Origin of the sequence: Streptomyces sp. NPDC007808, assembly GCF_042868655.1 — a bacterium.
Classification (GTDB): domain Bacteria; phylum Actinomycetota; class Actinomycetes; order Streptomycetales; family Streptomycetaceae; genus Streptomyces.
Map to the genome: position 1 here is coordinate 700,134 of NZ_JBIAEQ010000002.1, position 21,547 is coordinate 721,680.

The 21,547-nt window shown below is 70.5% G+C and carries 18 protein-coding genes and 1 tRNA gene; 5 read left to right on the forward strand and 14 right to left on the reverse strand.

Annotation, left to right across the window (positions count from 1 at the left end; genetic code table 11):
• Positions 1-417: 417 nt before the first annotated feature.
• The gene (locus ACFYNL_RS09410) at positions 418-1,647 is read left to right on the forward strand and encodes a cytochrome b/b6 domain-containing protein (protein WP_388800568.1); all 1,230 of its coding nucleotides are present in this window, start codon (positions 418-420) and stop codon (positions 1,645-1,647) included.
• Positions 1,644-3,260 (forward strand): NADH-ubiquinone oxidoreductase-F iron-sulfur binding region domain-containing protein, encoded by a 1,617-nt coding sequence (locus ACFYNL_RS09415; RefSeq protein WP_388799174.1) that lies wholly within the window; start codon positions 1,644-1,646, stop codon positions 3,258-3,260. The genes ACFYNL_RS09410 and ACFYNL_RS09415 overlap by 4 nt, the downstream gene beginning before the upstream one ends.
• Before the next feature lie 166 nt (positions 3,261-3,426).
• Here the strand turns inward: ACFYNL_RS09415 and ACFYNL_RS09420 are convergent.
• From ACFYNL_RS09420 to ACFYNL_RS09450, 7 genes are all read right to left on the reverse strand, one after another.
• A tRNA-Ala gene (locus tag ACFYNL_RS09420) sits at positions 3,427-3,499 on the reverse strand.
• 100 nt (positions 3,500-3,599) lie between these two features.
• The gene (locus ACFYNL_RS09425; RefSeq protein WP_388799176.1) at positions 3,600-4,271 is read right to left on the reverse strand and encodes a histidine phosphatase family protein; all 672 of its coding nucleotides are present in this window, start codon (positions 4,269-4,271) and stop codon (positions 3,600-3,602) included.
• Complete coding sequence (rsfS, locus tag ACFYNL_RS09430; protein ID WP_388799178.1) at positions 4,262-4,708, reverse strand: ribosome silencing factor; 447 nt, start codon at positions 4,706-4,708, stop codon at positions 4,262-4,264. The genes ACFYNL_RS09425 and rsfS overlap by 10 nt, the downstream gene beginning before the upstream one ends.
• Before the next feature lie 113 nt (positions 4,709-4,821).
• Complete coding sequence (locus ACFYNL_RS09435; RefSeq protein ID WP_388799181.1) at positions 4,822-6,507, reverse strand: LytR C-terminal domain-containing protein; 1,686 nt, start codon at positions 6,505-6,507, stop codon at positions 4,822-4,824.
• Positions 6,508-6,532: 25 nt separating this feature from the next.
• Positions 6,533-7,171 carry a nicotinate-nucleotide adenylyltransferase gene (nadD, locus tag ACFYNL_RS09440; RefSeq protein ID WP_388799184.1) on the reverse strand — a complete coding sequence of 213 codons (639 nt, stop codon included), beginning with the start codon at positions 7,169-7,171 and terminating at the stop codon, positions 6,533-6,535.
• A gap of 78 nt (positions 7,172-7,249) precedes the next feature.
• Positions 7,250-7,414: a hypothetical protein gene (locus ACFYNL_RS09445; protein ID WP_388799187.1), complete on the reverse strand. Its 165-nt coding sequence runs from the start codon at positions 7,412-7,414 to the stop codon at positions 7,250-7,252.
• Between the two features lie 131 nt (positions 7,415-7,545).
• A complete protein-coding gene (locus tag ACFYNL_RS09450; RefSeq protein ID WP_388799190.1) occupies positions 7,546-7,707 on the reverse strand; it encodes a hypothetical protein in 162 nt (53 codons plus the stop codon).
• A 114-nt stretch (positions 7,708-7,821) separates the two neighbouring features.
• Between ACFYNL_RS09450 and ACFYNL_RS09455 the strand changes: the two genes are divergently transcribed.
• Positions 7,822-8,922 carry a M48 family metallopeptidase gene (locus ACFYNL_RS09455; protein ID WP_388799193.1) on the forward strand — a complete coding sequence of 367 codons (1,101 nt, stop codon included), beginning with the start codon at positions 7,822-7,824 and terminating at the stop codon, positions 8,920-8,922.
• Positions 8,923-8,953: 31 nt separating this feature from the next.
• Here ACFYNL_RS09455 and ACFYNL_RS09460 read toward each other — a convergent pair whose 3' ends face one another.
• The 5 genes from ACFYNL_RS09460 to proB all read right to left on the reverse strand — a co-directional run bounded on the left by ACFYNL_RS09460 (position 8,954) and on the right by proB (position 14,118).
• A complete protein-coding gene (locus tag ACFYNL_RS09460; RefSeq protein WP_388799196.1) occupies positions 8,954-10,045 on the reverse strand; it encodes a hypothetical protein in 1,092 nt (363 codons plus the stop codon).
• Positions 10,046-10,168: 123 nt separating this feature from the next.
• Positions 10,169-10,771, reverse strand: coding sequence for a hypothetical protein (locus tag ACFYNL_RS09465; protein WP_388799198.1), 603 nt, complete (start codon positions 10,769-10,771; stop codon positions 10,169-10,171).
• A gap of 187 nt (positions 10,772-10,958) precedes the next feature.
• A complete protein-coding gene (locus ACFYNL_RS09470; RefSeq protein WP_388799201.1) occupies positions 10,959-12,245 on the reverse strand; it encodes a glutamate-5-semialdehyde dehydrogenase in 1,287 nt (428 codons plus the stop codon).
• A gap of 91 nt (positions 12,246-12,336) precedes the next feature.
• The gene (locus ACFYNL_RS09475) at positions 12,337-12,792 is read right to left on the reverse strand and encodes a hypothetical protein (RefSeq protein WP_388800571.1); all 456 of its coding nucleotides are present in this window, start codon (positions 12,790-12,792) and stop codon (positions 12,337-12,339) included.
• A 198-nt stretch (positions 12,793-12,990) separates the two neighbouring features.
• Positions 12,991-14,118: a glutamate 5-kinase gene (proB, locus tag ACFYNL_RS09480; RefSeq protein WP_388799204.1), complete on the reverse strand. Its 1,128-nt coding sequence runs from the start codon at positions 14,116-14,118 to the stop codon at positions 12,991-12,993.
• Positions 14,119-14,381: 263 nt separating this feature from the next.
• Here proB and ACFYNL_RS09485 point away from each other — a divergent pair, with 263 nt between their 5' ends.
• The gene (locus ACFYNL_RS09485) at positions 14,382-15,719 is read left to right on the forward strand and encodes a polysaccharide pyruvyl transferase family protein (RefSeq protein WP_388799207.1); all 1,338 of its coding nucleotides are present in this window, start codon (positions 14,382-14,384) and stop codon (positions 15,717-15,719) included.
• A 148-nt stretch (positions 15,720-15,867) separates the two neighbouring features.
• Positions 15,868-17,919: a hypothetical protein gene (locus ACFYNL_RS09490; RefSeq protein WP_388799210.1), complete on the forward strand. Its 2,052-nt coding sequence runs from the start codon at positions 15,868-15,870 to the stop codon at positions 17,917-17,919.
• Here ACFYNL_RS09490 and ACFYNL_RS09495 read toward each other — a convergent pair.
• Together ACFYNL_RS09495 and ACFYNL_RS09500 are read right to left on the reverse strand one after the other, a co-directional pair.
• On the reverse strand, positions 17,888-19,111 hold the full coding sequence (locus tag ACFYNL_RS09495; protein ID WP_388799213.1) for a glycosyltransferase family 2 protein: 1,224 nt from the start codon (positions 19,109-19,111) through the stop codon (positions 17,888-17,890). The two genes, ACFYNL_RS09490 and ACFYNL_RS09495, sit on opposite strands and share 32 nt — an antisense overlap.
• 223 nt (positions 19,112-19,334) lie before the next feature.
• Positions 19,335-21,416, reverse strand: a complete 2,082-nt coding sequence (locus tag ACFYNL_RS09500; protein ID WP_388800574.1) for a hypothetical protein — start codon at positions 21,414-21,416, stop codon at positions 19,335-19,337.
• Positions 21,417-21,547: the final 131 nt, after the last annotated feature.

Sequence of the window (21,547 nt, forward strand, 5' to 3'; positions counted from 1 at the left end):
CGATCGTCCACCGGGGGCGCGCGGGGGCTTGAAGAGGGAGCACGTGAACAACAGAGCCCCCTTTTCCGTACCTGAGAGTTGTGAAGAGACCGAAAAGCTGAACAAAGTTCAACTATTACCTGGCGTAACAGCCACTAAGGGACATCGAGTGCCCCGCTCGACCCGTAGACGACAACGCAATGACTCAAACGCCGTACCCGTCGGTATGGAGCCACTTAGAGTGCGGCAGCGGGACCGCTTTCCCGAACCGTTCGGAGTTGCCCCCATGAACCCTCGTCCTCACAGCAGCTCGCCGCCCAGGCCCTGCCTGTCGACCTCAGGGACGGCGGTAGCCGCAGCGCTGCCGTCCATACCCGCCTCTGTGTCGACGGGAGGCGCGTCGTGACGACGGAACCGTTCGATCCGGATGACGGCACCATGGACGACGCGTTCCTGGAGTTCCTCAACTTCGGCGCCGGCGTCCTGTCGCTCGTCTGCCTCACCTGCTCGGTGATCTGGGGACTCGTCGCCCAGGACCGGATGATCCTCAACACCCGGCAGCGGATCATCGCGCAGGCCATCCACCGGGTGACCGCGGTCGCCTCGATCGCCTTCCTCCTGGTGCACATCGTCGCGAAGCTGGCACTGGAGCACACCAGCTGGATCGCCGCGATCATCCCCTTCGGGCTCCTCGTCTCGGGCGGCGACCAGTTCGCCGGCACCGCGTTCCTGATCGGCCTCGGCACCCTGGCCGCAATGCTCATGATCTTCGTCGGCATCACCGGAGCGCTGCGCAACCGCTTCGCCTCCCCCGCGCCGGTGGCCGCCCGCTGGCGGGCGATGCACATGCTGGCCTACCCCGCCTGGTGCGCGGCGCTGATCCACGGGCTGTTCGCCGGCCGGCCGGCGAAGACGTTCTTCATGGTCTGCTACGAGCTGTGCGTCATCGGCGTCGCGGCCGCCCTCGCCCTGCGCGCGGCACCGCGCCCGTTCAAGCGCAAGGTCGCCGACCGGATCACCCAGCTCATCGGCAACGGAGAGCCCGCGGGCCGCGAGGAGCTGGACGCGAGCAGGGCCCGCTCCGCCGAGTCCGGGCTGCCGGGCTACGAGGGCAGGGGAAGACGGTCCAGGCGGGCCGACCGGATGGACTCCGAGCCCCCGGCGAGGCCCTCGACGGACCCCCTGTACCAGGCTCCCGCGCCCCCCGCCCAGGAGTCCACTTCCGGCTTCGCGGCCGCCTACCGGGCGGTCTCCAGCCCCTCCCGCGCCCGGCAGCCCTACGGCTCCGACCAGACCTCCGGCACGGGCCTGCCCCTGGACATGCAGCCGACGGAGGCGATCCCGCGCGTCGACAGCGGCGGCAGCACGTCCGGCAACTGGCCGATCCCGTCGCCACCGCCCGTCGGCGAGGCACCCCCGTCGTCCTACGACCCGCTCAATGACACGGGATACAGCATCCCGGTCTACGGCAATTCGGGCGCCTCGGGCTATGGCTCAAGTGATGTGTACGACACCGCTGAGACGAACGCCGTCTTCGGGACGTACAACCAGAACGACACGTACAACAACAGCGGTCCCGCCACTGAAACACTGCCCGGTGCCTCCTACGACTTCGACGCACCGGGTTCGGGCGAACCTTGGAACACGCCTTCCGGAGGCTTTAAGTGAACGAGGCCCTGCCCGACGTACCCGAAGTCCGCGTGGTCGGCCTTCCCCAGCTCACGTCGGGCTTCGACCTTGTGGAGCGACTCGACCTGCCCATGCATCTGAAGGTGCACGGGCCGCTCGAACCGATGGGCGGCGAGCAGTTGGCCAAGCTCGCCGAGAACATCAACCTGAAGGGCCGCGGCGGCGCGGGGTTCCCCTTCCACAAGAAGCTGCGCTCGGTCGCCGAGTCCGCGATCAAGCGCGGCGTCCGGCCGGTCGTCGTGGTCAACGGCAGTGAGGACGAGCCGGCCTGCCGCAAGGACACGGTGATGATCAACCGTGCCCCGCATCTCATTCTGGACGGCGCCCTGCTGTGCGCCGAGGCCCTGGGTGCCCGCACGCTCGTGGTGGGGGTCACCCGGGAATCGACCCAGCGCTCCATGGAGGCCGCCCTCGCCGAACGCGGGCTCAGCAACAGTCGGCGCTCCGCTCTACGCGCGTGGGTGCAGCGCAACCCCGTCCGCATGGTCACCGGCGCCGCCGCCTCCCTGATCCGCTCCATCGACGGCGGCCCGGCGATCCCGCCCGGCCGCAAGGTCAGCGCCTCGCAGAACGGCGTCGGCGGCGCACCCACGCTGCTGTCCAACGCCGAGACCTTCGCCCAGCTGGCCATCGCCGCCCGCATCGGCCCGGAGCGCTACGGCAACACCGGCCTGTACGACGAGCCGGGCACCGTCATGCTCACGGTGTCCGGCGCGGTCGCGCGCCCCATGGTCATCGAGGTCCCCACCGGTGTGCCGCTGCGCTACGTCCTGCAGCTGGCCGGGGCCCCGCCCGTCCCGCAGGGCGTGCTGACCGGCGGCTACCACGGCAAGTGGATCGACGCGGCGACGGTCAACGAGGCGATCGTCTCGCGCAACTCGCTGGACGCGGTGGGCGGCGCCCTGGGCGCCGGCGCGATTCTGCCGATCACTCAGGAGACCTGCCCGCTGGGCGAGTCGCTGCGGGTGGCGCAGTGGCTGGCCGAGGAGAGCGCGGGCCAGTGCGGCCCCTGTTACCTCGGTCTGCCGGCCGCCGCGCGCGGCATGGAGGACATCCTCAACGGCGGCGGTCCCGCCGCTCTGGAGGCGCTCAAGCAGGTCGCGAAGAACGTCAAGCGGCGCGGCGCCTGCTCGCACCCGGACGGCTCCGCGATGTTCCTGGAGTCGACCATCAAGGCGTTCACCGACGACCTCGCGGCCCACGTCCTCGGCAACGGCTGCGGGCGCCCCGTGGAGGGCGTTCTGCCGCTCTTCGAGGGCGGCAAGGCGCCTACGGGCATCCCGGGCGGGGAGTCGGAGGAGAACGGCCCCAGCCGCCAGAAGATCTACGTCGACTGGACGCTGTGCCGCGGCCACGGCCTGTGCGCCGACATCCTCCCGGAGGTCTTCCAACTGGGCGCCGACGGGTTCCCGACGGTCGCCCAGGCGAAGGTGCCGCGCTACGCGGAGGCCAAGGCCCTGCGCGCGGTGCGCCGTTGCCCCGCCCTGGCCCTGCGCATCGAGGAGGACACGCGCGGACAGGACACGTCCCGCAACAACCTTCCGGTCCTCTCGCAGGGCCGCGGCAGGCGCGCCCTGGGACGCGGCAACTGAGCACGCGCGCGTGAAGGGGCCGTCCGGGATCGGGCGGCCCCTTTTCAACGCCCCCTGCCGACAACGTCCCTGGAGGCAGGCGCCTTGAGGAGACGGCCCCTCAGGACCGCGATCCCGGCAAACGAAAGATCCCGCCGGATCTGTCCGATCCGGCGGGATCTTGCTGTGGAGCTAAGGAGAATTGAACTCCTGACCTCCTGCATGCCATGCAGGCGCTCTACCAACTGAGCTATAGCCCCTTGCGTTCCCTCCCCGGCGGGGCGAACAAGAAGAACTTTAGCCTGCGACCTGCCAGAAAGTGAAATCCGGGTCCCGGGTCGCCCCGACCGGGACCCGGCGTCAGTCGTCGTCGCCGAGCACCGGCTCCGGCAGGGTGCCGGCGTTGTGCTCCAGCAGGCGCCAGCCGCGGGCTCCCTCGCCCAGGACGGACCAGCAGCAGTTGGACAGCCCGCCGAGGCTCTCCCAGTACCGGGCCTCCAGGCCGATGAGACGGCCGATGGTCGTGCGGATGGTGCCGCCGTGGCTGACGACGACGAGCGTGCCGTCGTCGGGCAGCTTCTCGGCGTGCCGGAGCACGACGGGCGCGGCGCGGTCGGCGACCTCGGTCTCCAGCTCACCGCCACCGCGGCGCACCGGCTCACCGCGCTTCCAGGCGGCGTACTCCTCGCCGTACTGCGCGATGATCTCCTCGTGCGTCAGGCCCTGCCAGACGCCCGCGTAGGTCTCGCGCAGGCTCTCGTCGTGGGTCACGTCGAGACCCGTGAGGGTGGCGAGCTCGGCGGCCGTGCGCGCGGCCCGCTGGAGGTCGGAGGCGATGATCGCGTCGGGCCTGAGGCCCGCGAGCAGCCGGGCCGCGCGGCGGGCCTGTGCGAGGCCCGTCTCCGTGAGGGCGACGTCGGTCGTGCCCTGGAAGCGGCGCTCGACGTTCCAGGAGGTCTGGCCGTGCCGCCAGAGGATGACGCGGCGGCCCCGGCCGGGCCTGGCGGTCTCGCTGTGGGAGCTCACCGCCACTCACCGCCCAGCTCGGCCTCCTCCTCGGCGGCCTGCAGCTTGGCGTGCTCCTCGGCCTTGCCGCGGGTGGCCTTGGCGTCGTCGGGCAGCTCCAGCTCGGGGCAGTCCTTCCACAGCCGCTCCAGGGCGTAGAAGACGCGCTCCTCGCTGTGCTGGACGTGCACGACGATGTCGACGTAGTCGAGCAGCACCCAGCGGGCCTCGCGGTCGCCCTCGCGGCGCACCGGCTTGGCGCCGAGCTCCTTCAGAAGCCGCTCCTCGATCTCGTCGACGATCGACTTGACCTGACGGTCGTTGGGTGCGGAGGCCAGCAGGAAGGCGTCCGTGATCGACAGCACGTCGCTGACGTCGTAGGCGATGATGTCGTGCGCCAGCTTGTCGGCGGCCGCCTGGGCGGCGGTGGTGACGAGCTGGAGGGAACGGTCGGTTGCGGTCACTACAAGGCTTTCGGTCGGCGGAGACTGGCTTCGATAGACCTCAAGGGTCTCACGGACCGCCGACAGCACCCCACGTGATTAGCGGCTCACGTGGGGTGCCCCGGGTCTCCGGCCTACGAGGACGCGGGTGTGTAGTCCCGGCCCAGGACCACCGTGACGTCCGCGTTCCCGGGCACCTCGCCCTTGGTGACGGCGCCGGCGGACAGGCCCAGGGTCTTGGCGACCTCGGTGGCGTCCTCCTTGTCGGCGGGGTCGGTGTAGACGACCCGGGAGGTGGCCGCGGTGGCGGCGGAGCCGCCCTCCAGGAAGGTGAAGCCGCCGTTGAGCAGCACCACCCGGGCCTTGTCGGTGTTGTCCCTCACACCGCTGGCGTTGCGGACGGACACGCGCACGGCCGCGTCCTTCTCGGGGCTCTTGGCGGTGCCGCCGAGCACGTCCTTGACGACTCCGGCGCTCGCCCGGGCGCTCAGCGTGCCGTCGGTCTGGACGGGCAGCACGGTCGTCCTGTAGTCGCCGCCCTTGGCGAGGTCGGCGAGCCTGGCGAGGAAGGCGCCGAGGTCCTTGTCGGTCAGCGGCGGCTCGATGATCATGCCGAGCGTCTGCACGGTGACGGTGGCGCCCTGCGTGTCCGAGGTCATCTTGCGCAGCACGGCCTGCATGACCTGCCCGAACCGCTTCAGCTGGGCGTTCTGCGCCTCGCCCGGGCGCTGGTACGTGGCGTAGGCGACGGCCGTCTTGCCGCTGAGGGTCTGGGCCTCGCCCTTGCGGACGAGGGGCGCGGCGCCCTTGGACTTGGCGTCCGGGTCGGGCACGTCGGTGTCGGTGTCGACCTCGATGTTGCCGACGAGGTCGACGAGGTTCTGCAGGTAGGGGGTGTCCAGGCGCCAGGTGCCCTGGATCTCGGTGCCGAGGACGGTGTCGATGGCGTCACGGGTGCCGGCGGAACCGTCGTCGTCGACCGACTTGGCGAGGGTGGTCGTGTTGCCGTCGTCGCCGGTCAGGGCGAGCGAGTTGGGCAGCAGCACGGTGGTGCCCTGCTTGGTGGTGGTGTTGTCGACGAGCAGCGCCGTGGAGGTGCCGCCCTTGCCGGTGTTGTGCAGGTGGACGACGATCACGTCCCGCTTCTGGGCGCTCACGGGTGTGCCGGTGCCCGTCCTGTCGTCCGACGAGGACAGGCCGGGCAGCTTCCCCGCGTACCAGAGGTAGCCGACGCCTCCGACCGCGGCGAGCGACAGGACGACCACGAGGGCGATCACACGCGCGCGTGCCCGCCGCCTGGCCTCCTCACGGCGCTCGGTGCGGTTCTCGGTGAACTTCAGCCAGTCGATGACGTCCTCGGAGTCCTGGTCGGGCTCCTCGACGAAGGCGAACTGCTCGGTGTGGTACTCCGGTCCGCCCCGGTCCTGGCTCTGCGGTTCCTCGACCGGTCCGGCCTGCTGCGGGATGTAGGCGGTCTGCTCGGCGACGCGGTGCTGCTGTCCGCTGGTCGCGGTACGGCCGTACGGGTCGTACGGCGACGCCTGGGAGCCGCCCTGCTGCTGGTGCGTGGTGCCGTACGCGTCGTAGGCGGGCGTGGGCGGCTGCGGACCGGTGTCACCGGATCCGTAGGGGTCGTAGGCCTGCTGCTGTCCGCCGGTCGCGTACGGATCGTAGCCGTAGCCCTGCTGTGAGTAAGGGTCGTACTGCTGCTGGGGCGTCTGCCGCTGCGGCACCTGTCGGTACACCGGCTGCCCGTACTCGTCGTAGCCGACGAGTTCGTACTGGTCGGCCCCGTACCCCGCGTCGTATCGGTCGTTCACCGTCGCCCCTCTCGGCTCACTCGCCTCATTCGCCGCGGTACAGCTCGCGCTTGTCGATGTAGCGCACGACTCCGTCCGGCACCAGATACCAGATGGGGTCTCCCTTTGCGACTCTCGCGCGGCAATCGGTGGACGAGATGGCCAGTGCGGGTACCTCGACCAACGAGACGCCGCCCTCCGGGAGCCCGGCGTCGTCGAGGTGGTGGCCGGGCCGGGTGACGCCGACGAAGTGTGCGAGGGAGAAGAGCTCCTCCGAGTCCCGCCAGGTCAGGATCTGGCCGAGGGCGTCGGCGCCGGTGATGAAGAAGAGGTCCGTGTCGGGATTGAGCGCGCGCAGGTCGCGCAGCGTGTCCACGGTGTACGTCGGGCCGCCGCGGTCGATGTCGATGCGGCTGACGGAGAACTGCGGGTTCTCGGCGGTGGCGATGACCGTCATCAGATAGCGGTCCTCGGCCGGGGAGACGTGCCGGTGGCTCTTCTGCCACGGCTGGCCGGTCGGCACGAACACGACCTCGTCGAGGTGGAACTGCGCGGCGACCTCACTGGCCGCGACGAGGTGGCCGTGGTGGATCGGGTCGAACGTTCCGCCCATGACGCCGAGGCGGCGCTTGCCGGGGTTCGTCGGGCCGTTTCCGGGGCCGGTAGGCATGTCCTGCTCTCCCATGCGTGCAGACCCTACCGGCCCCGTCCGAAGGCTCCGGCCGCCGCTGTCGGGGCGGGCCGGGAAAGGGCTGGTCGGGACTCAGCGGTCGCGGTTGAAGCGGGTGGTGATCCACAGCAGGAGCATGAGGATGACGAAGGCGCCACCCCCGGTGAGCCACGGGCTGATGCTGTTGTGGTTGCCACCGTGCTCCTCGCCCTCGGCGGCGAGGGTGACCAACTGGGCAGCTGCGCTGTGGAAGCTCATCTTCGGCGTGACCTATCGGGTGTGGGCGGGATAAAGATGTCGGCTCATGGTAAGCGGGCGCCATGAGGGCGATCACGCCGACTCCACCGTTGGAGCACCACCGCCGGCCCGCGGGGAACCTTCCCCCGGACTCATTCGTCCTTCCGCCTGTAGCCCCGCAGCAGGAACCACGCGGTCAGCACACAGCCCACGACCATCACGATCAGCACGACCCGGAGCAGAATCCCCGCCCCCTGCTGCTCGGCCGCGCTCGCGGCCTCGGTGAGCCAGGTGGCCGGGGGGTTGTGCTCCATGGCGCGGAACTCCTTCGCTGTAGTGCCCGTCCACGGTAACTCCGCCTAGGCTGGGCTCTGCTTCGGGGGCGCAAAGGGCCGCACAAGGGTCCGCAAAGGGCCACACTCACGCACATGGGGGAAGACATGTCCGAAGGCCACGAGCACGTTCCGAGCAGGCAGCGCAGGCGTTTCCCGGGGATCTCCTCGCGTGCGTACGAACACCCGGCGGACCGCTCGGCCCTGGTGGCGCTGCGCAAGCTCAGCGGCTTCGACACGGTCTTCAAGGCGCTGAGCGGCCTGCTGCCCGAGCGCAGTCTGCGGCTGCTGTTCCTGTCCGACTCGGTGCGGGTCTCGGACCAGCAGTTCGCGCACCTCAACGACATGCTCCGGGACGCCTGCTACATCCTGGACCTGGAGAAGGTCCCGCCGATGTACGTCAACCAGGACCCGGTGCCGAACGCGATGTGCATCGGCCTGGACGAGCCGATCATCGTGGTCACGACCGGTCTGGTGGAGCTGCTCGACGAGGAGGAGATGCGGGCGGTGGTCGGCCACGAGGTGGGCCACGCCCTGTCCGGCCACTCGGTGTACCGCACGATCCTGCTGTTCCTGACGAGCCTGGCGGTCCGCGTGGCCTGGATCCCGCTGGGCAACATCGCGATCATGGCGATCGTGACGGCGCTGCGGGAGTGGTTCCGCAAGTCGGAGCTGTCGGCGGACCGGGCCGGCCTGCTGGTCGGCCAGGACCTGCAGTCCTCGATGCGCGGTCTGATGAAGCTCGCGGGCGGCCACCACCTGCACCAGATGAACGTGGACGCGTTCCTGAAGCAGGCGGAGGAGTACGAGGCGGGCGGCGACCTGCGCGACTCGGTGCTGAAGATCCTCAACGTCCTGCCCCGCTCGCACCCCTTCACCACGGTCCGTGCGGCCGAGCTGAAGAAGTGGTCGCAGTCCCGTGATTTCCAGCGGATCATGGACGGCCACTACCCGCGCCGCTCGGAGGACAAGGACACCTCGGTGACGGACTCCTTCCGCGAGTCGGCCTCGCACTACGCCACGCACGTGAAGTCGTCCAAGGACCCGCTGATGAAGCTGGTGACGGACATCGCCGGTGGCGCCGGCGACCTGGGCGACCGGGTGCGGCGCGGCTTCGAGGGCTTCACGAGCACGCCTGCGCGGGAGGAGCCCCGCCGCGACGACGACGCTTCCGGCGAGCGCGGGGGCGACAGCTGACGGTGGCGCGCGCGTGGGGGCACGGCCCGGCTCACACCTTCGGCTGGGCCCCCTCGGCCAGCGTCCCGCACAGCGCCGTCGCTCCGCCCGTCGCGTAGGGGTCCGTCCCCGCCGGACCGCCCGTCCTGGCCGTCTGCCCCGCGAGCAGCGGGCGCAGCCGGTTGGTCGGGTCGTCCGCACAGGACAGCGGGCCTGCCTGTACGTAGGACACCACCAGCTGCGCCTGGTGCAGCCGCAGGTCGTCACGGTCGAAGCGGAAGTGCAGCTCGCGCCGGACGGTGAACAGCGACGCCTCGGAGGTCTTCGCCGCCTCGCCGGCCTTCTCCGTGCCGGCCGCCCGCAAGGCGTAGACGAAGGTGTGGTCGGCGGTGACCTCAAGCGTGGACGAGTCGCTCTCGGCGGCGGCCAGCGTTCCCTGGACTCGGATCTTCCGGTCGGCGAGCTCGGCCTGGGCGGGGTCGAAGCGCACCAGCCACCCGGTCGGGGCATGCCGTCCGTCCGCGGCCGGGTGGCCGAAGCTCTGGTCGAACTGATCGAGCTGGTCGGGTACGAGCAGCACCCGCACCGGACGGACCTGCTTGCCCATGAGCACCTCGGGATACAGCGCGGACCGCACGATGTAGTCCTTCGCGATGCTCAGCGCGTTCGTCACCTGGCTGTCCGAGAAGTGCGCCGTGCGCCGCGCGGCCGGCAGCGGGATGCCCTCGGCGCCGATCCGGAACTGCGCGGCGGGACTGTGCGCGTACAGCTGGTCGGTGTCGCTCGCCCCGGGGACCTTGCCCTGCGGGGCGAGCGGGATGACGGTCATCCGCAGGGGCTCGGCCGGCGGCCCGGAGTTCGCCGGGTCCTGATAGGGGTGCCGTACACCCATGTAGATCGCCGTACCGAAGGCCACGGCGATCAACAGGACGAGGACCAGCGCCTGCCGGGACAGGCCCCGGCGCAGTGGTGGGCGGCTGCGCACGGCGGGCGCGTGGTCGGCCAGGCGCTCCTGCGCGGAGAACTCCTGGAGGCGGGCAGCGCGGACGAACGACTCGTCGAAGACGACGGATCGGTATTCGTCCTCTCCACCTGCGGGGCCGCCCTCGGGTGTCCCCTCAGGTGGGTCTCCGGGCCCTCCCATATCTTCAGGGTAGGTCGCCGGAAGCTCGGGTAAACGCCCTGGTACACGACAACTTCTGACAGGTTCTCACCAGGTCGGTCGAACCGCCGTCAGCCCATGCCGGGCCCTTGGTCGACCTCCCGGTCAGGGCGTGCGCGGGGTCGCCGGGACGGCCGACTGGGAGTAGTCGGCGGAGGCCGAGGGGGTCGCTCCGCTGCCCTGCTCCAGCCCGGTGGAGGCGGGCGGCGTGATCTGGTCCCGGCTGCTGGAGGAGGCACCGCGGTAGACCGCCGCGAAAGCCAGCGCGACCATGCCGATCCCCATCACCAGGGCGAGCACCCAGGCGACGGGACGGTGCCAGCGGACCTGCTTGCCGTACGTCCCCGAGGCACCGTAGTGGTCGTCGAGGAGGTCGGCGTCGTCCAGGTCGTCGAGTTCCGGATCATGGCCGAAACCGGTGCGGCCCTCGGAGCCGTACCCGTCGTCGTACCGCTCGCTGCGGCCGTGGGTGCGGCGCGCCTCCGCCTCGGAGGCCTCGGCTCTCGCCTGGGCGGCGGCCAGGAGGCGCTCGACGGCGGTCGGCTCGTGCACCACGGCCGCCCGTACGAAGGCCTCGTCGAAGACCACGGAGGCGAACTCTTCGTCCGACACCCCGCGGTCGTGGTCGTCGTCGGGCTCCCAGCCGTCAGGAAACGGCGTGCCCCCCACGTCCTCCGGCACGGCTCCAGAGTAGACCTGGGGGGTCAATTTGGGCAGACGGTAGGGAAATTCATCCGCCTTGTGAGACACCTCGGGTGCGGCACGGACGTGGACCGGGGGCGCGTGTCGGGCGCATATGCCCTGGGCGCGCGCCCTGCACCACCGGGCCCGCCGACGCGCCCCCGTACGGCGGGACCGCGACCGCCGAGGGGTGGGTCCTCCGTCCGGACGGGGCTCAGCGCCGTACGTGACCGTCGCCCGTGACGATGTACTTCGTGCTCGTCAGCTCCGGCAGCCCCATCGGACCGCGTGCGTGCAGCTTCTGCGTGGAGATGCCGATCTCCGCGCCGAAGCCGAACTGGCCGCCGTCCGTGAAGCGCGTGGAGGCGTTCACGGCGACCGTGGTGGAGTCGACCAGTTGGGTGAAGCGGCGGGCGGCCTGCTGCGAGGTCGTCACGATGGCCTCGGTGTGACCGGAGGTCCACAGGCGGATGTGCTCCACGGCCTTGTCCAGCGAGTCCACCACCGCGGCGGCGATGTCGTACGACAGGTACTCGGTCTCCCAGTCCTCCGCCGTGGCCTCGACGACGGTGGCCTTGGAGTCCTTGGCGTACGCCAGCACCCGCTCGTCGGCGTGCACGGTCACCCCGGCCTCCGCGAGGGCGTCCAGGGCGCGCGGCAGGAATTCGGGGGCGATGTCCTGGTGGACCAGCAGCGTCTCGGCGGCATTGCAGACGCTGACGCGCTGGGCCTTGGAGTTGATCAGGATCTCGATCGCCGTGTCGAGGTCGGCGTGGGCGTCGACGTAGACGTGGCAGTTGCCGGTGCCCGTCTCGATGACCGGGACGATCGACTCAGAGACGACCGTCTGGATCAGCGAGGCACCGCCGCGCGGGATCAGCACGTCGACCAGGCCGCGGGCCCGCATCAGCTCCCGCACGCTCTCGCGGCTCTCCCCGGGCACCAGCTGCACGGCGTCGGCGGGCAGCCCGGCGCCGCCCACGGCGTCACGGATCACCCGGACCAGGGCGCTGTTCGACTCGTACGCCGAGGCCGAGCCGCGCAGCAGCACGGCGTTGCCGGACTTCAGGCAGAGGGCGGCGGCGTCCACGGTGACGTTCGGACGGGCCTCGTAGATGATCCCGACGACGCCCAGCGGAACGCGGACCTGGCGCAGGTCGATGCCGTTGGGGAGGGTGGACCCACGGACGACCTCGCCGACCGGGTCGGGCAGCGCGACGACGTCCCGCACGTCGGAGGCGATGGCCCGCACCCGCTCCGGCGTCAGCGTCAGCCGGTCGATGATGGCCTCGCTGGTACCGGCCTCGCGGGCCTTGGCGATGTCCTTGGCGTTGGCCTCGACGATCTCACTCGTACGGACCTCCAGGGCGTCCGCGATGGCGTGCAGCGCGTCGTCCTTCTCGGCCCGCGGCAGCGGGGCGAGGTCGGCGGCGGCGGCCTTGGCGCGGTAGGCGGCCTGGGTGACCGGGGTCATGGCGTCGAACGGCGAAAGCGAGGTCATGAAAGAAGGGTAGTGCGCTTCCTGAGCCCGCTCCTCGCTCATCCCAAACCCCGAGACAAGCCCCACAGGCTGCTCAAGACACCCAAGGACCTCAAAACGGATGGACGCCCACCGGGGTCGCCGGCAGCGGACCGTAGCCTTCCGCGATCCGCTGGTGGTAGGTCTCGCGGTCGATGACCTCCAGGCCGACGATCTCCCAGGGCGGCAGCCCCGCGGTCTGCCGGTGCTCGCCCCACAGGCGCAGGGCCACGGCGGCCGCGTCGTGCAGGTCGCGGGCCTCTTCCCAGTAGCGGATCTCGGCGTGGTCGCCCGCGTATCTGCTGGTCAGCAGAAAGGGGTGGTCGTGGGCGAGTTGTTCGAGGGCGCGCCGCACCTCCTTCAGGGGTGCCTCCTGGCCGGAGACGCTGAGGGTGACGTGCCACAGGCGGGGCAGGTCCTTGGGCTCCTCGTACCGGCCGCCGGCCGTGACGCTCGACAAGGCGCGCTCCTCACCCGCCGCACGGGGCGAGGCCCCACCGGCACTGCGGGACGCCGTCCCAGGGCGCACTCGTCTCACGACGGCCTCCTTTACGCAGTGACCGACTCGGTGGTCGTGCGGAATGTGTCCCTGAGAGAAAAGTTGAGCAGGCCGCAAGCAGTCGCGGGGCGATTTTGCGGAACGTCCACCTCAGGGCGACGTCCATAGCAGGGCGTTCCCCCCGTTTTCGGCCGGGTTCCACGGGCCGGTCCCGGGCCCGCGGAACGCTCAGGACTCCAGGATCACCAGGTCGTCGCGGTGCACGACCTCCCGCTCGTACTCCGCTCCCAGCTCCCGTGCGAGCTCCCGTGTCGACCGCCCCAGCAGCTGCGGGATCTCCTTGGCGTCGAAGGCCACGAGGCCGCGGGCGACCGCGCGTCCCGCGCCGTCGCGCAACTCGACCGGGTCGCCCGCGCTGAACTCGCCCTCCACCGCGGCGATCCCGGCGGGCAGCAGCGACTTGCGGCGCTCGACGACCGCCCGGACCGCGCCGTCGTCCAGGGTCAGCGAGCCCTGCGGGGTGGACGCGTGCTGGAGCCACAGCAGCCGGTCGGCGGAGCGCTTGCCGGTGGCGTGGAAGTAGGTGCCGGTGTCACCGCCGGCCAGACCCTCGGCCGCGTGGACGGCGCTGGTCAGGACCACCGGGATACCGGCCGCCGCCGCGATCCGGGCCGCCTCGACCTTGGTGACCATGCCACCGGTGCCGACACCGGCCTTGCCCGCGCTGCCGATCTCGACGTGCGCGAGGTCCTGCGGCCCGCGTACCTCGGCTATCCGGGACGTGCCGGGCTTGCTGGGGTCGCCGTCGTAGACGCCGTCCACGTCGGACAGCAGCACCAGCAGGTCGGCGCGGACGAGGTGGGCCACCAGAGCGGCGAGGCGGTCGTTGTCGCCGAAGCGGATCTCGTCCGTGGCCACCGTGTCGTTCTCGTTGACGATCGGGAAGGCGCCCATGGCGAGCAGCTTGTCGAGGGTCCGCGAGGCGTTGCGGTGGTGGGCGCGGCGGCTCATGTCGTCGCTGGTCAGCAACACCTGGCCGACCCGTACGCCGTAGCGGGCGAAGGAGGCGGTGTAGCGGGCGACGAGGAGGCCCTGGCCGACGCTGGCGGCGGCCTGCTGGCGGGCCAGGTCCTTGGGGCGCCGGCGCAGGCCCAGCGGGGCGAGTCCGGCGGCGATGGCGCCGGAGGAGACCAGGACGATCTCCCGCTCTCCTCCACTGCGGCTCTTGGCGAGGACGTCGACGAGCGCGTCGACGCGGTCGGCGTCCAGGCCGCCCGACGCGGTGGTCAGCGACGAGGAGCCCACCTTGACGACGATCCTGCGGGCCTCGCGCACACCCTGCCTTACCCCTGCCACCTGTGCTGTTTCCCCTCGCGTGCGTCCGGTTCCCTGCTCGGCAATCTACGCGAAGCGGATCGCGGCGCGCGCGGGGATTCCATCCCGCGGACAGCCGAGCGGTAACGCTTTGCTCACGGGTTGCGTACGGCAAAAAGGTTGCGTTGGTTGCCTATAGAAATCAAAGACACGGCAAACCTACGTTGAACGCCGTGTCACACGATGCTCACCAACTTCACCGCGGCAAGCGCCTCCTCCTCCGCTCGGGCAAGAGTCCGTACGACGTGGTTTCCGTAGAGGAGGCCCTGCACCGGGACGTCATCGCCACCAACTCCGGCAACCTGATCTTCAGCGACGCCACCCACAAGATCCTGCAGAACCCGCGCACCGAGGTCGTCTCGAACGGCATACGCACCGACGTCTCCGCGGCCGCCCGGATCAACGAGGAGTACGACGCCTTCGTCGTCCCGCTCGCCAACGCGTTCCGTCCCTCGTTCGAGGCACAGCTGAAACGGCTGACGCGACTCATCACCAAGCTGCGGATCCCCGTGGTCGTGGTGGGTGTCGGCGCCCAGGCCGGGCTCGGCTACGACGCGACGCGGCTGGCGGGCATCGAGCCGGCGGTGCGCGCGTTCGTCTCCGCGGTCCTCGACCGCAGCGCATCGATCGGTGTCCGGGGCGAGTTCACCGAGCAGTACCTCAAGGGCCTGGGCTTCCGGGACGTCGAGGTCATCGGCTGCCCGTCACTGTTCCTGCACGGCAAGGACCTCACCGTCGCCAAGCGGGCGCCCACCCTCGCCGCCGACGCCCGGATCGCCGTCAACGGCTCGCACAAGGCGGTCAGGTCGCAGGGCCTGGAGCGGGTCATCACCCGCGCCCACGCCCGCTACCCGAACCTGCGCTTCATCGGGCAGAACATCAGCGACGCCCGGCAGTTGCACTGGCGGGACCTGTCCGACCCGAACGGCCTGGTCACCGCCATGCCGACGCACCCCGACCACCCGATGTACCGCGAGGACAAGGTGCGCGTCTACATCGACCCGGTCACCTGGATCGACGACCTGCGTGCCTTCGACTTCTCGTTCGGCTCCCGCATCCACGGCAACATCGCCGCGCTACTCGCCGGGACACCGGCGACCGTGCTGTGCGGCGACTCGCGCACGCTGGAGCTGTGCCGCTACTTCGACATCCCGCACCGCCGGATCGACAGGCTGCCCGAGGACCTCGACCCGGCGCAGCTGTACGCGGAGGCCGACTTCGGTGCCCTGATGAGCGGCCACCAGGAGCGGTTCGAGCGGTTCACGGCGTTCCTGGACCGCAACGGTCTGGAGAACACGTTCACGCACGGCGACGGCGGCGCCGCCTTCGAGGAACGGATGCGCTCGCTGTCCTTCCCGGCGGGCATCCGCCCCTGGAACGACGCCGATCTCGCCTCGCTCACCAGCCGGTTCGGCTGGCTGCAGAGCCGGGTCGGCGAACTCGCCGCGGAGAACGACCGGTTGAGACGCGAACTGACCCGCGCCGCAGGTCCGGGCGGGGCGCTGCCGACCTCGTCCGTCTACCGCAGGGCGCGTCGCGTGGTGGGCGCCCCGATCCGGCGGGCGTTGCAGTCGGGGCGCTAGGTCGTCTCCGCGAAGTCCTGGGGCACGAGCTGGGGGACTGCTCACCGCCAGGTCACTCCAAGGCCGCCGTACACGCGCGTGTCGTCTGCAGGTGGGCGCGCGTTAACCCGGACGCACGACGTCCCGCGCCGACCTTGGAGTGACCCCGTTGCCCACACCCCTGTCCCGTATCCCGGCGAGAGCGCTCGTCACGGCTCTTCTGGTCGCGGCCTTCGGCGCCCAGGCCGTGGCGGCGCTGCGCCCCCACGTCCCGCTGCTGCTGACCGCGACGCTCGTGTCGCTGGCCATGGAAGGCGTGCTGTACCGCTGGCAGCGCGGCATGCTGTCGGTCTTCGCCAAGTCGCACGCGGACATCACCGTGCGGCACGTGCTGCGGGACCTGCTGCTGGTGGTGGGTCTGCTGCGGCTCGGCGAACAGCAGCGCGAGACGCTGTACGCCCCGCTGGTCGCGGGCCTCCTCGCCTTCTACGCCCTGCACTGCGCGATCCAGGCGCTCTCCGTGCTGGTCCGCCGCACCCGCACGCTGCCGGTGGTCACCCGCAACATCGACGCCGCCGCCCTGCGCCTGTCCCCCGCCCCGCCCCAGCTGCTGCGCCGCCCCGGCGACCGGCTGCTGGTCTTCGGCCTCCCGGCCACGGCGGGTCTACTGGTCACGGCAGCCACCGACGACCCGCGCTGCGCGGCCCTCGGTATCGCGCTCTCCCTCGGAATCGCCCTGGTCGGGCTGTACGACCTTCTGGTACGGCTGCTGCCGGGCCGGCGCCCGGCGGGCGAGCAGGAGGCGCTGAACTGGCTGGACGCCTGGCTGGCGGAGTACCGGCCGACGGTCGGCCTGTACTTCTCCGGCGGCGCCTCCTCGGCGTACCAGGCGAACATGTGGCTGGAGCCGCTCGCGAAGCTGGAGGGCGTCCGTCCGCTGATCGTGCTGCGCGAACGGTTCATGGTGCCGAAGATCGCGCCGACCGACGTCCCGATCCTGTGTCTGCCGAAGGTCTCCACGCTGATGCGCCTGGAGCAGTCCTCGCTCCAGGTCCTGATCCATCCGTCCAACTCGGGCAAGACCTCCCAGGTGCTGCGTATCCCCACGCTCAAGCACACGTTCGTCAACCACGGGGAGAGCGACAAGCTGTCGTCCTGCAACCCGTACGCCAAGGCCTACGACGAGGTGTGGGTGGCCGGTCCCGCGGCTCGGGAGCGGTACGCGACGGCCGAGGTGGGCGTCGAGGACAAGGACGTGGTGGAGATCGGCCGCCCGCAGCTGGATGCCGTACGGCCCTACGAGGGCCCGCCGAGCGGTACGTACACGACGGTCCTGTACGCGCCGACCTGGGAGGGCTGGGACGGCAACCCGGGCAACACGTCGGTGATCGAGGCCGGCGAGAACCTCGTACGCGCGCTGCTCGCGGACCCCGGTGTCCGGCTGCTGTACAAGCCGCATCCGCTGACGGGGTCGGTGGATCCGCGGGCGGGGGCGGCGGATCTGCGCATCCGTGAGCTGATCAGGGCGGCGAACCGGGAGCGGACCGGTGAGCGGCCGCAGGATTCCGGCGAACTCGCACTGCACACCAAGGAGTTGGACCGGCTCACCACGACCGACGTCCGGGCCGGCGCCGATCAGGTGGAGCGGATGCTGCTGCAGGGTGCGCCGGAGCCGGGGCGTGCCGAGGCGGTCACGCGGGTGACCGAGGCCTGGGAGCAGGCGTACTGGGCCTCGCTGCCCGAGTGGGAGCACCAGGTCGTCACGGCCGCCCGGCCCTCGCTGTACGCCTGCTTCAACGTCGCCGATCTGCTCGTCAGTGATGTGTCGAGCGTCATCAGCGACTTCCTGGTCAGCGGGAAGCCGTACGCGGTGGCGAACACCAGCGGTCTCGCGGAGGACGTGTTCCGCAAGGCTTTCCCGACGGTGCGCGCCGCGACCGTGCTGACGCCCGACGCGGCCGGGGTGCCTGAACTCCTCGACGCGGTGCGGCACCCGGAGAAGGACGGACTCGTCGAGGCCCGGGCGGAGCTGAAGCGGCACCTGCTGGGTCCGGACGAGCCGACGTCACAGGTGCGCTTCAACGAGGCCGTTCAGGCGCTGTGTGCGGCGGCGCAGGAGCACCGGACGCGGATGGAGGAGCGGCTGGCCGCGGAGCTTCCGCCCGAGATCCCGGACCAGCGCCGCTCCGTCACGCCGCAGCAGCCCGCCCGCCCGGCGTAGTACCGCCCGGGCGCAGCATCCGTCGGGCCTTGCGGACCGCCCGCCGCAGGAACGAGTCGGCGCCGCCTTGCCGGTACCCCGGGAAGGCGCGGGCCTCGCGCGGTTCGGCGAGGTACACGGAGTCCGGTATGCCCGCGGAGGCATCCCTGAAGTGCGGGTAGGCGAGGTAGACACGGCGGCCCTTCTTCTCCAGGAGGGCCGCCGGCTGCTTCTTGGACTTGATGAACTCCACCACCGGCAGCAGGAGTTCGGGACGCTGTTCGGCGACCAGGTGCAGCCGCAGGCGTTCTTCCACCTTGAGGCGGCGGGCGATGCCCGGCGTCCAGTAGGCGTCCATGAGCGGCTTGGCCAGTTCGAACTTGTGCCGCCTGACCTGCTCGCTGTCCTTGGCGTACTTGGGCCCGAACTGCGGGAGCAGGGTGACCAGGAAGGGGCGGATCATGAGCAGGTCGCGTCGGTCACCGGCGGGTATGTGCTCGGCTATCAGGTTCATCAGGGCGCGTGCGGAGTCGAAGCGCAGGGCGTGACCGCCGCTCTTCGTCACGTGCTTGCCGTCGTCACGGCCCACCAGGTAGTAGCAGGTGTAGTCGGCGATCACGGAGACGCCGTCGGCCCGTAGATAGGCCTCCATCGTGAACACCGCGTCCTCGCCGGTCCACAGGGACTCGTCGAAGCGCATGTGGTGCCGCGTCAGCAACTCGCGCCGGAACAGCTTCTGCGCGCTCAGGGTGAACTTGATGTTGGACGAGAAGACGTCGGTACGGTCCAGCGTCTTGCCCCACATCGACTTCGGCGCGGTGCGGTTGACGCCCTCCACCCGCCCCAGCACGACGTCGGTGCCGTTCTTGTCGGCCATCGCGACCATGCGCTCCAGGGCCTCGGGGCCGAGCCGGTCGTCGGCGTCCAGGAAGAAGACGTAGCGGCCGATCGCCTTGCCCAGGCCGACGTTGCGCGGGCCGCTGGGGCCACCGGAGTTCTCCTGCCGAATGACGGTCACCGGCATCGGCGCGCGGTCCGCGAACTGCTCCAGGCACTCGCCGGTGCCGTCCGTGGAGCCGTCGTCGACGGCGATGACCTCGATGCGCTCCGGATCGATGGTCTGTGCCTCGACTGACGCCAGGCACTCGATCAGGTAGGGCATCGCTTCGTACGCACCGATGATCACAGTCACATCAGGCTGCGTGACGGTCACTTTTCCCCCTAGTCAATGGGATATTCCCCCCGTATCGCCTCATTCGCTACCTGATAGACGGCTCGACGTCGCAAGCGGTTGCCTCACACCCCCGATTTAGTGACTCAGGCCACATATCGGCCTGACATGGACTCTTACTGTCCGGGAACCCTGAAAAGCCCAGTACGAAACGAAGCGGCCCCCGAGGATCACTCCTCGGGGGCCGCTTCGCCGGCTGCGCGGATCAGGCCGTCACATCGTCGCCCGCAGCGGCCACCCGCTGCCCGGGAACGCTCGCCGGCACCGCCTCGGCGGCTCCGGCCGCCGCGCGTGACTCCTGACCGACATTGCGCGTCTCGGCCTTGATCGCGAGGTTCGCCACCGCGGTGTTGAACTGGGCGATGGAGGTGGGCTCGTCCGGGCCGAGCAGGTACCGCTTGAGGTCCTTGCGGTCCTCGGCCAGCGGGTCCGCCGCCGGGTCGCGCACGGCGTCCAGCAGCTCGCCCAGCTCCGTCGCGCTGTTGGACAGGATCGTCGCGGCGCGCACGGCCGTGTTCTGCCGCTTGAACTCCTCCACGCCGACCTCGGCGGAGTCGGTGACGGCGTACGGCTTGCCGCTGGCGATGAAGTCGGAGACCACGCTGGATATGTCGGAGACCATCGCGTCGGAGACGTTGAAGCAGTCGTACAGGCGCGGTTCGGCGCCCGTGATGACGCGGTGCTGGTGGCTGCCGAAGGAACGCCAGTACGCGTCGTTCCACTCGGCGCGCAGCCGGGCGATCTCCTCGTGCCTGGCGACGTCGACCAGGCCGTCGCGGGTGGCCTCGGCCTCGTCGCCACCGCCGCTGCCCTTGCCGCCCTTGCCCTTGCCGGACAGTTCGGCGAGGCGGGCCTCGATGCGGGTCAGGTCGGCCTTGGCGGCGGCCTGCGCGGCGGCGTCGGCGGTGAAGCGCGGGTCGTCGGCGCGCTCGGCGGCGGCCTGCTGGACCAGGGCGGCGATCCGCTGGCCCGCGGCCTTGGCCTCGGCGCTGACGCTGCCGGTGAAGGGGTGCGGCTTGTACAGGACACGGACCGGCGGGTCGGCCTGCACCAGCTTCTTCACGATGTTCTCGCCGGCGAGCACGATCGAGGTGTTGCCGGGGTTGCCGTCCCAGCCCTCCCAGGTGGGCGCGTACAGCACGGTCGGGATACGGCCCTCGGGCACGCCCTGCCAGGTCCGGATCGGCGCCAGCTGCGGGCGGCCGACCTCGACGATGTCGTCGTCGCGGACGCCGACGTCGGCTATGGCGTAGCGGTCGCGGCCCGCGCGCCCGGCGGTCCACACCTCGTCGTAGACCTTGCTGTACGGATTGACGCTGGCCAGCTTGTCGCTGTCGCCGTGGCCGATGAAGACGTGCTTCATGGTGGGGACGCGCAGCAGGTGGATGTTCTTGCCGACGTTCGCCGCGTACAGCGCGACGCGCACGGTGGACAGGTCCAGGTTCATCAGGTGCACCCCTCCGGGCACGCAGATGACGGGGACCGTGGTGGGCGCCAGGTTGTTCAGGATGGCGCGCTCACGCAGGATGATCAGCGGCTTGGAGTCCAGCTGCTCCATCGTCTCCAGCCACATGTTGACCTGGTACGCGGAGTCCCTGGAGCCGGAGAAGTACAGCACCGTCTCGGGCCGGTACTCGGCCAGCCAGTCGTCGACGGCGGCCAGGACCCTCTCCGCGTTCGGCGGGATCTTCCGGCCGCGGACGTACGGGACGAGCGCGACCACGTACAGGCAGCCCAGGCCCACCGTGACACCGATGCCGATGAAGCCGACGACGGCCGACTCCACGGCCGCCGAGACCAGGATGCCGGCGACGGCCGCCAGGTCGAGGTGCAGCATCTTCTCGGCGGAGCGGTGCAGCAGCTTGCGCGGCGGGGCGTCCGGGATGCGGATGCGCGAGGCGAGGTCGACATTGCGGGTGGCGACCGGCATACGGCGGCGGTTGCGGATCAGGGTGACCAGCGCGCCGTGCGGGGCCTGAAGGCCGTAGAAGGCGATGAAGCAGGCGATGGCGCCGTAATAGATCAGGTTGTCCGCGAGACCGAGCCGGGCCAGCAGCAGGATCAGCAGCAACTGCCGGATCAGGAAGCGGATCGACAGACCGGCCCGGACCTTGCTCAGGCGATTGACCAGATAGCTGCCCTTGCGGTGCAGATAGTGGTCCGCCAGGTACGTCACGGCGGCCGCGGCGGCGAAGGCGGGAACGCTCGGGACGAGCGCGGCCAGCATGAGTGCCGGGAAACCCAGCACCATGAAGGCCGCCGCGGCCAGCTCGGCCGCGCTGCCCACCCGGGCGACGCGAATAGCAGTGGATATCACGAAGAACCTGCTCAGGGGAGGGGCCGGTCTGAAGGGGGAAGGACTCAGGCCCCTGTGAATTCTTCGTGTACGAAGAATCGCAGAGGCCTGAATTCCATAAG

What these genes read in the sequence shown, in the direction of transcription:
- ACFYNL_RS09455 (WP_388799193.1), top strand. Translation starts at nt 7,822, where the DNA reads ATGGGGGAAGACATGTCCGAAGGCCACGAGCACGTTCCGAGCAGGCAG.
- ACFYNL_RS09445 (WP_388799187.1), bottom strand. Translation starts at nt 7,414, where the DNA reads ATGAGCTTCCACAGCGCAGCTGCCCAGTTGGTCACCCTCGCCGCCGAG.
- ACFYNL_RS09470 (WP_388799201.1), bottom strand. Translation starts at nt 12,245, where the DNA reads ATGACCTCGCTTTCGCCGTTCGACGCCATGACCCCGGTCACCCAGGCC.
- nadD (WP_388799184.1), bottom strand. Translation starts at nt 7,171, where the DNA reads ATGGGAGAGCAGGACATGCCTACCGGCCCCGGAAACGGCCCGACGAAC.
- ACFYNL_RS09460 (WP_388799196.1), bottom strand. Translation starts at nt 10,045, where the DNA reads ATGGGAGGGCCCGGAGACCCACCTGAGGGGACACCCGAGGGCGGCCCC.
- ACFYNL_RS09410 (WP_388800568.1), top strand. Translation starts at nt 418, where the DNA reads ATGGACGACGCGTTCCTGGAGTTCCTCAACTTCGGCGCCGGCGTCCTG.
- ACFYNL_RS09450 (WP_388799190.1), bottom strand. Translation starts at nt 7,707, where the DNA reads ATGGAGCACAACCCCCCGGCCACCTGGCTCACCGAGGCCGCGAGCGCG.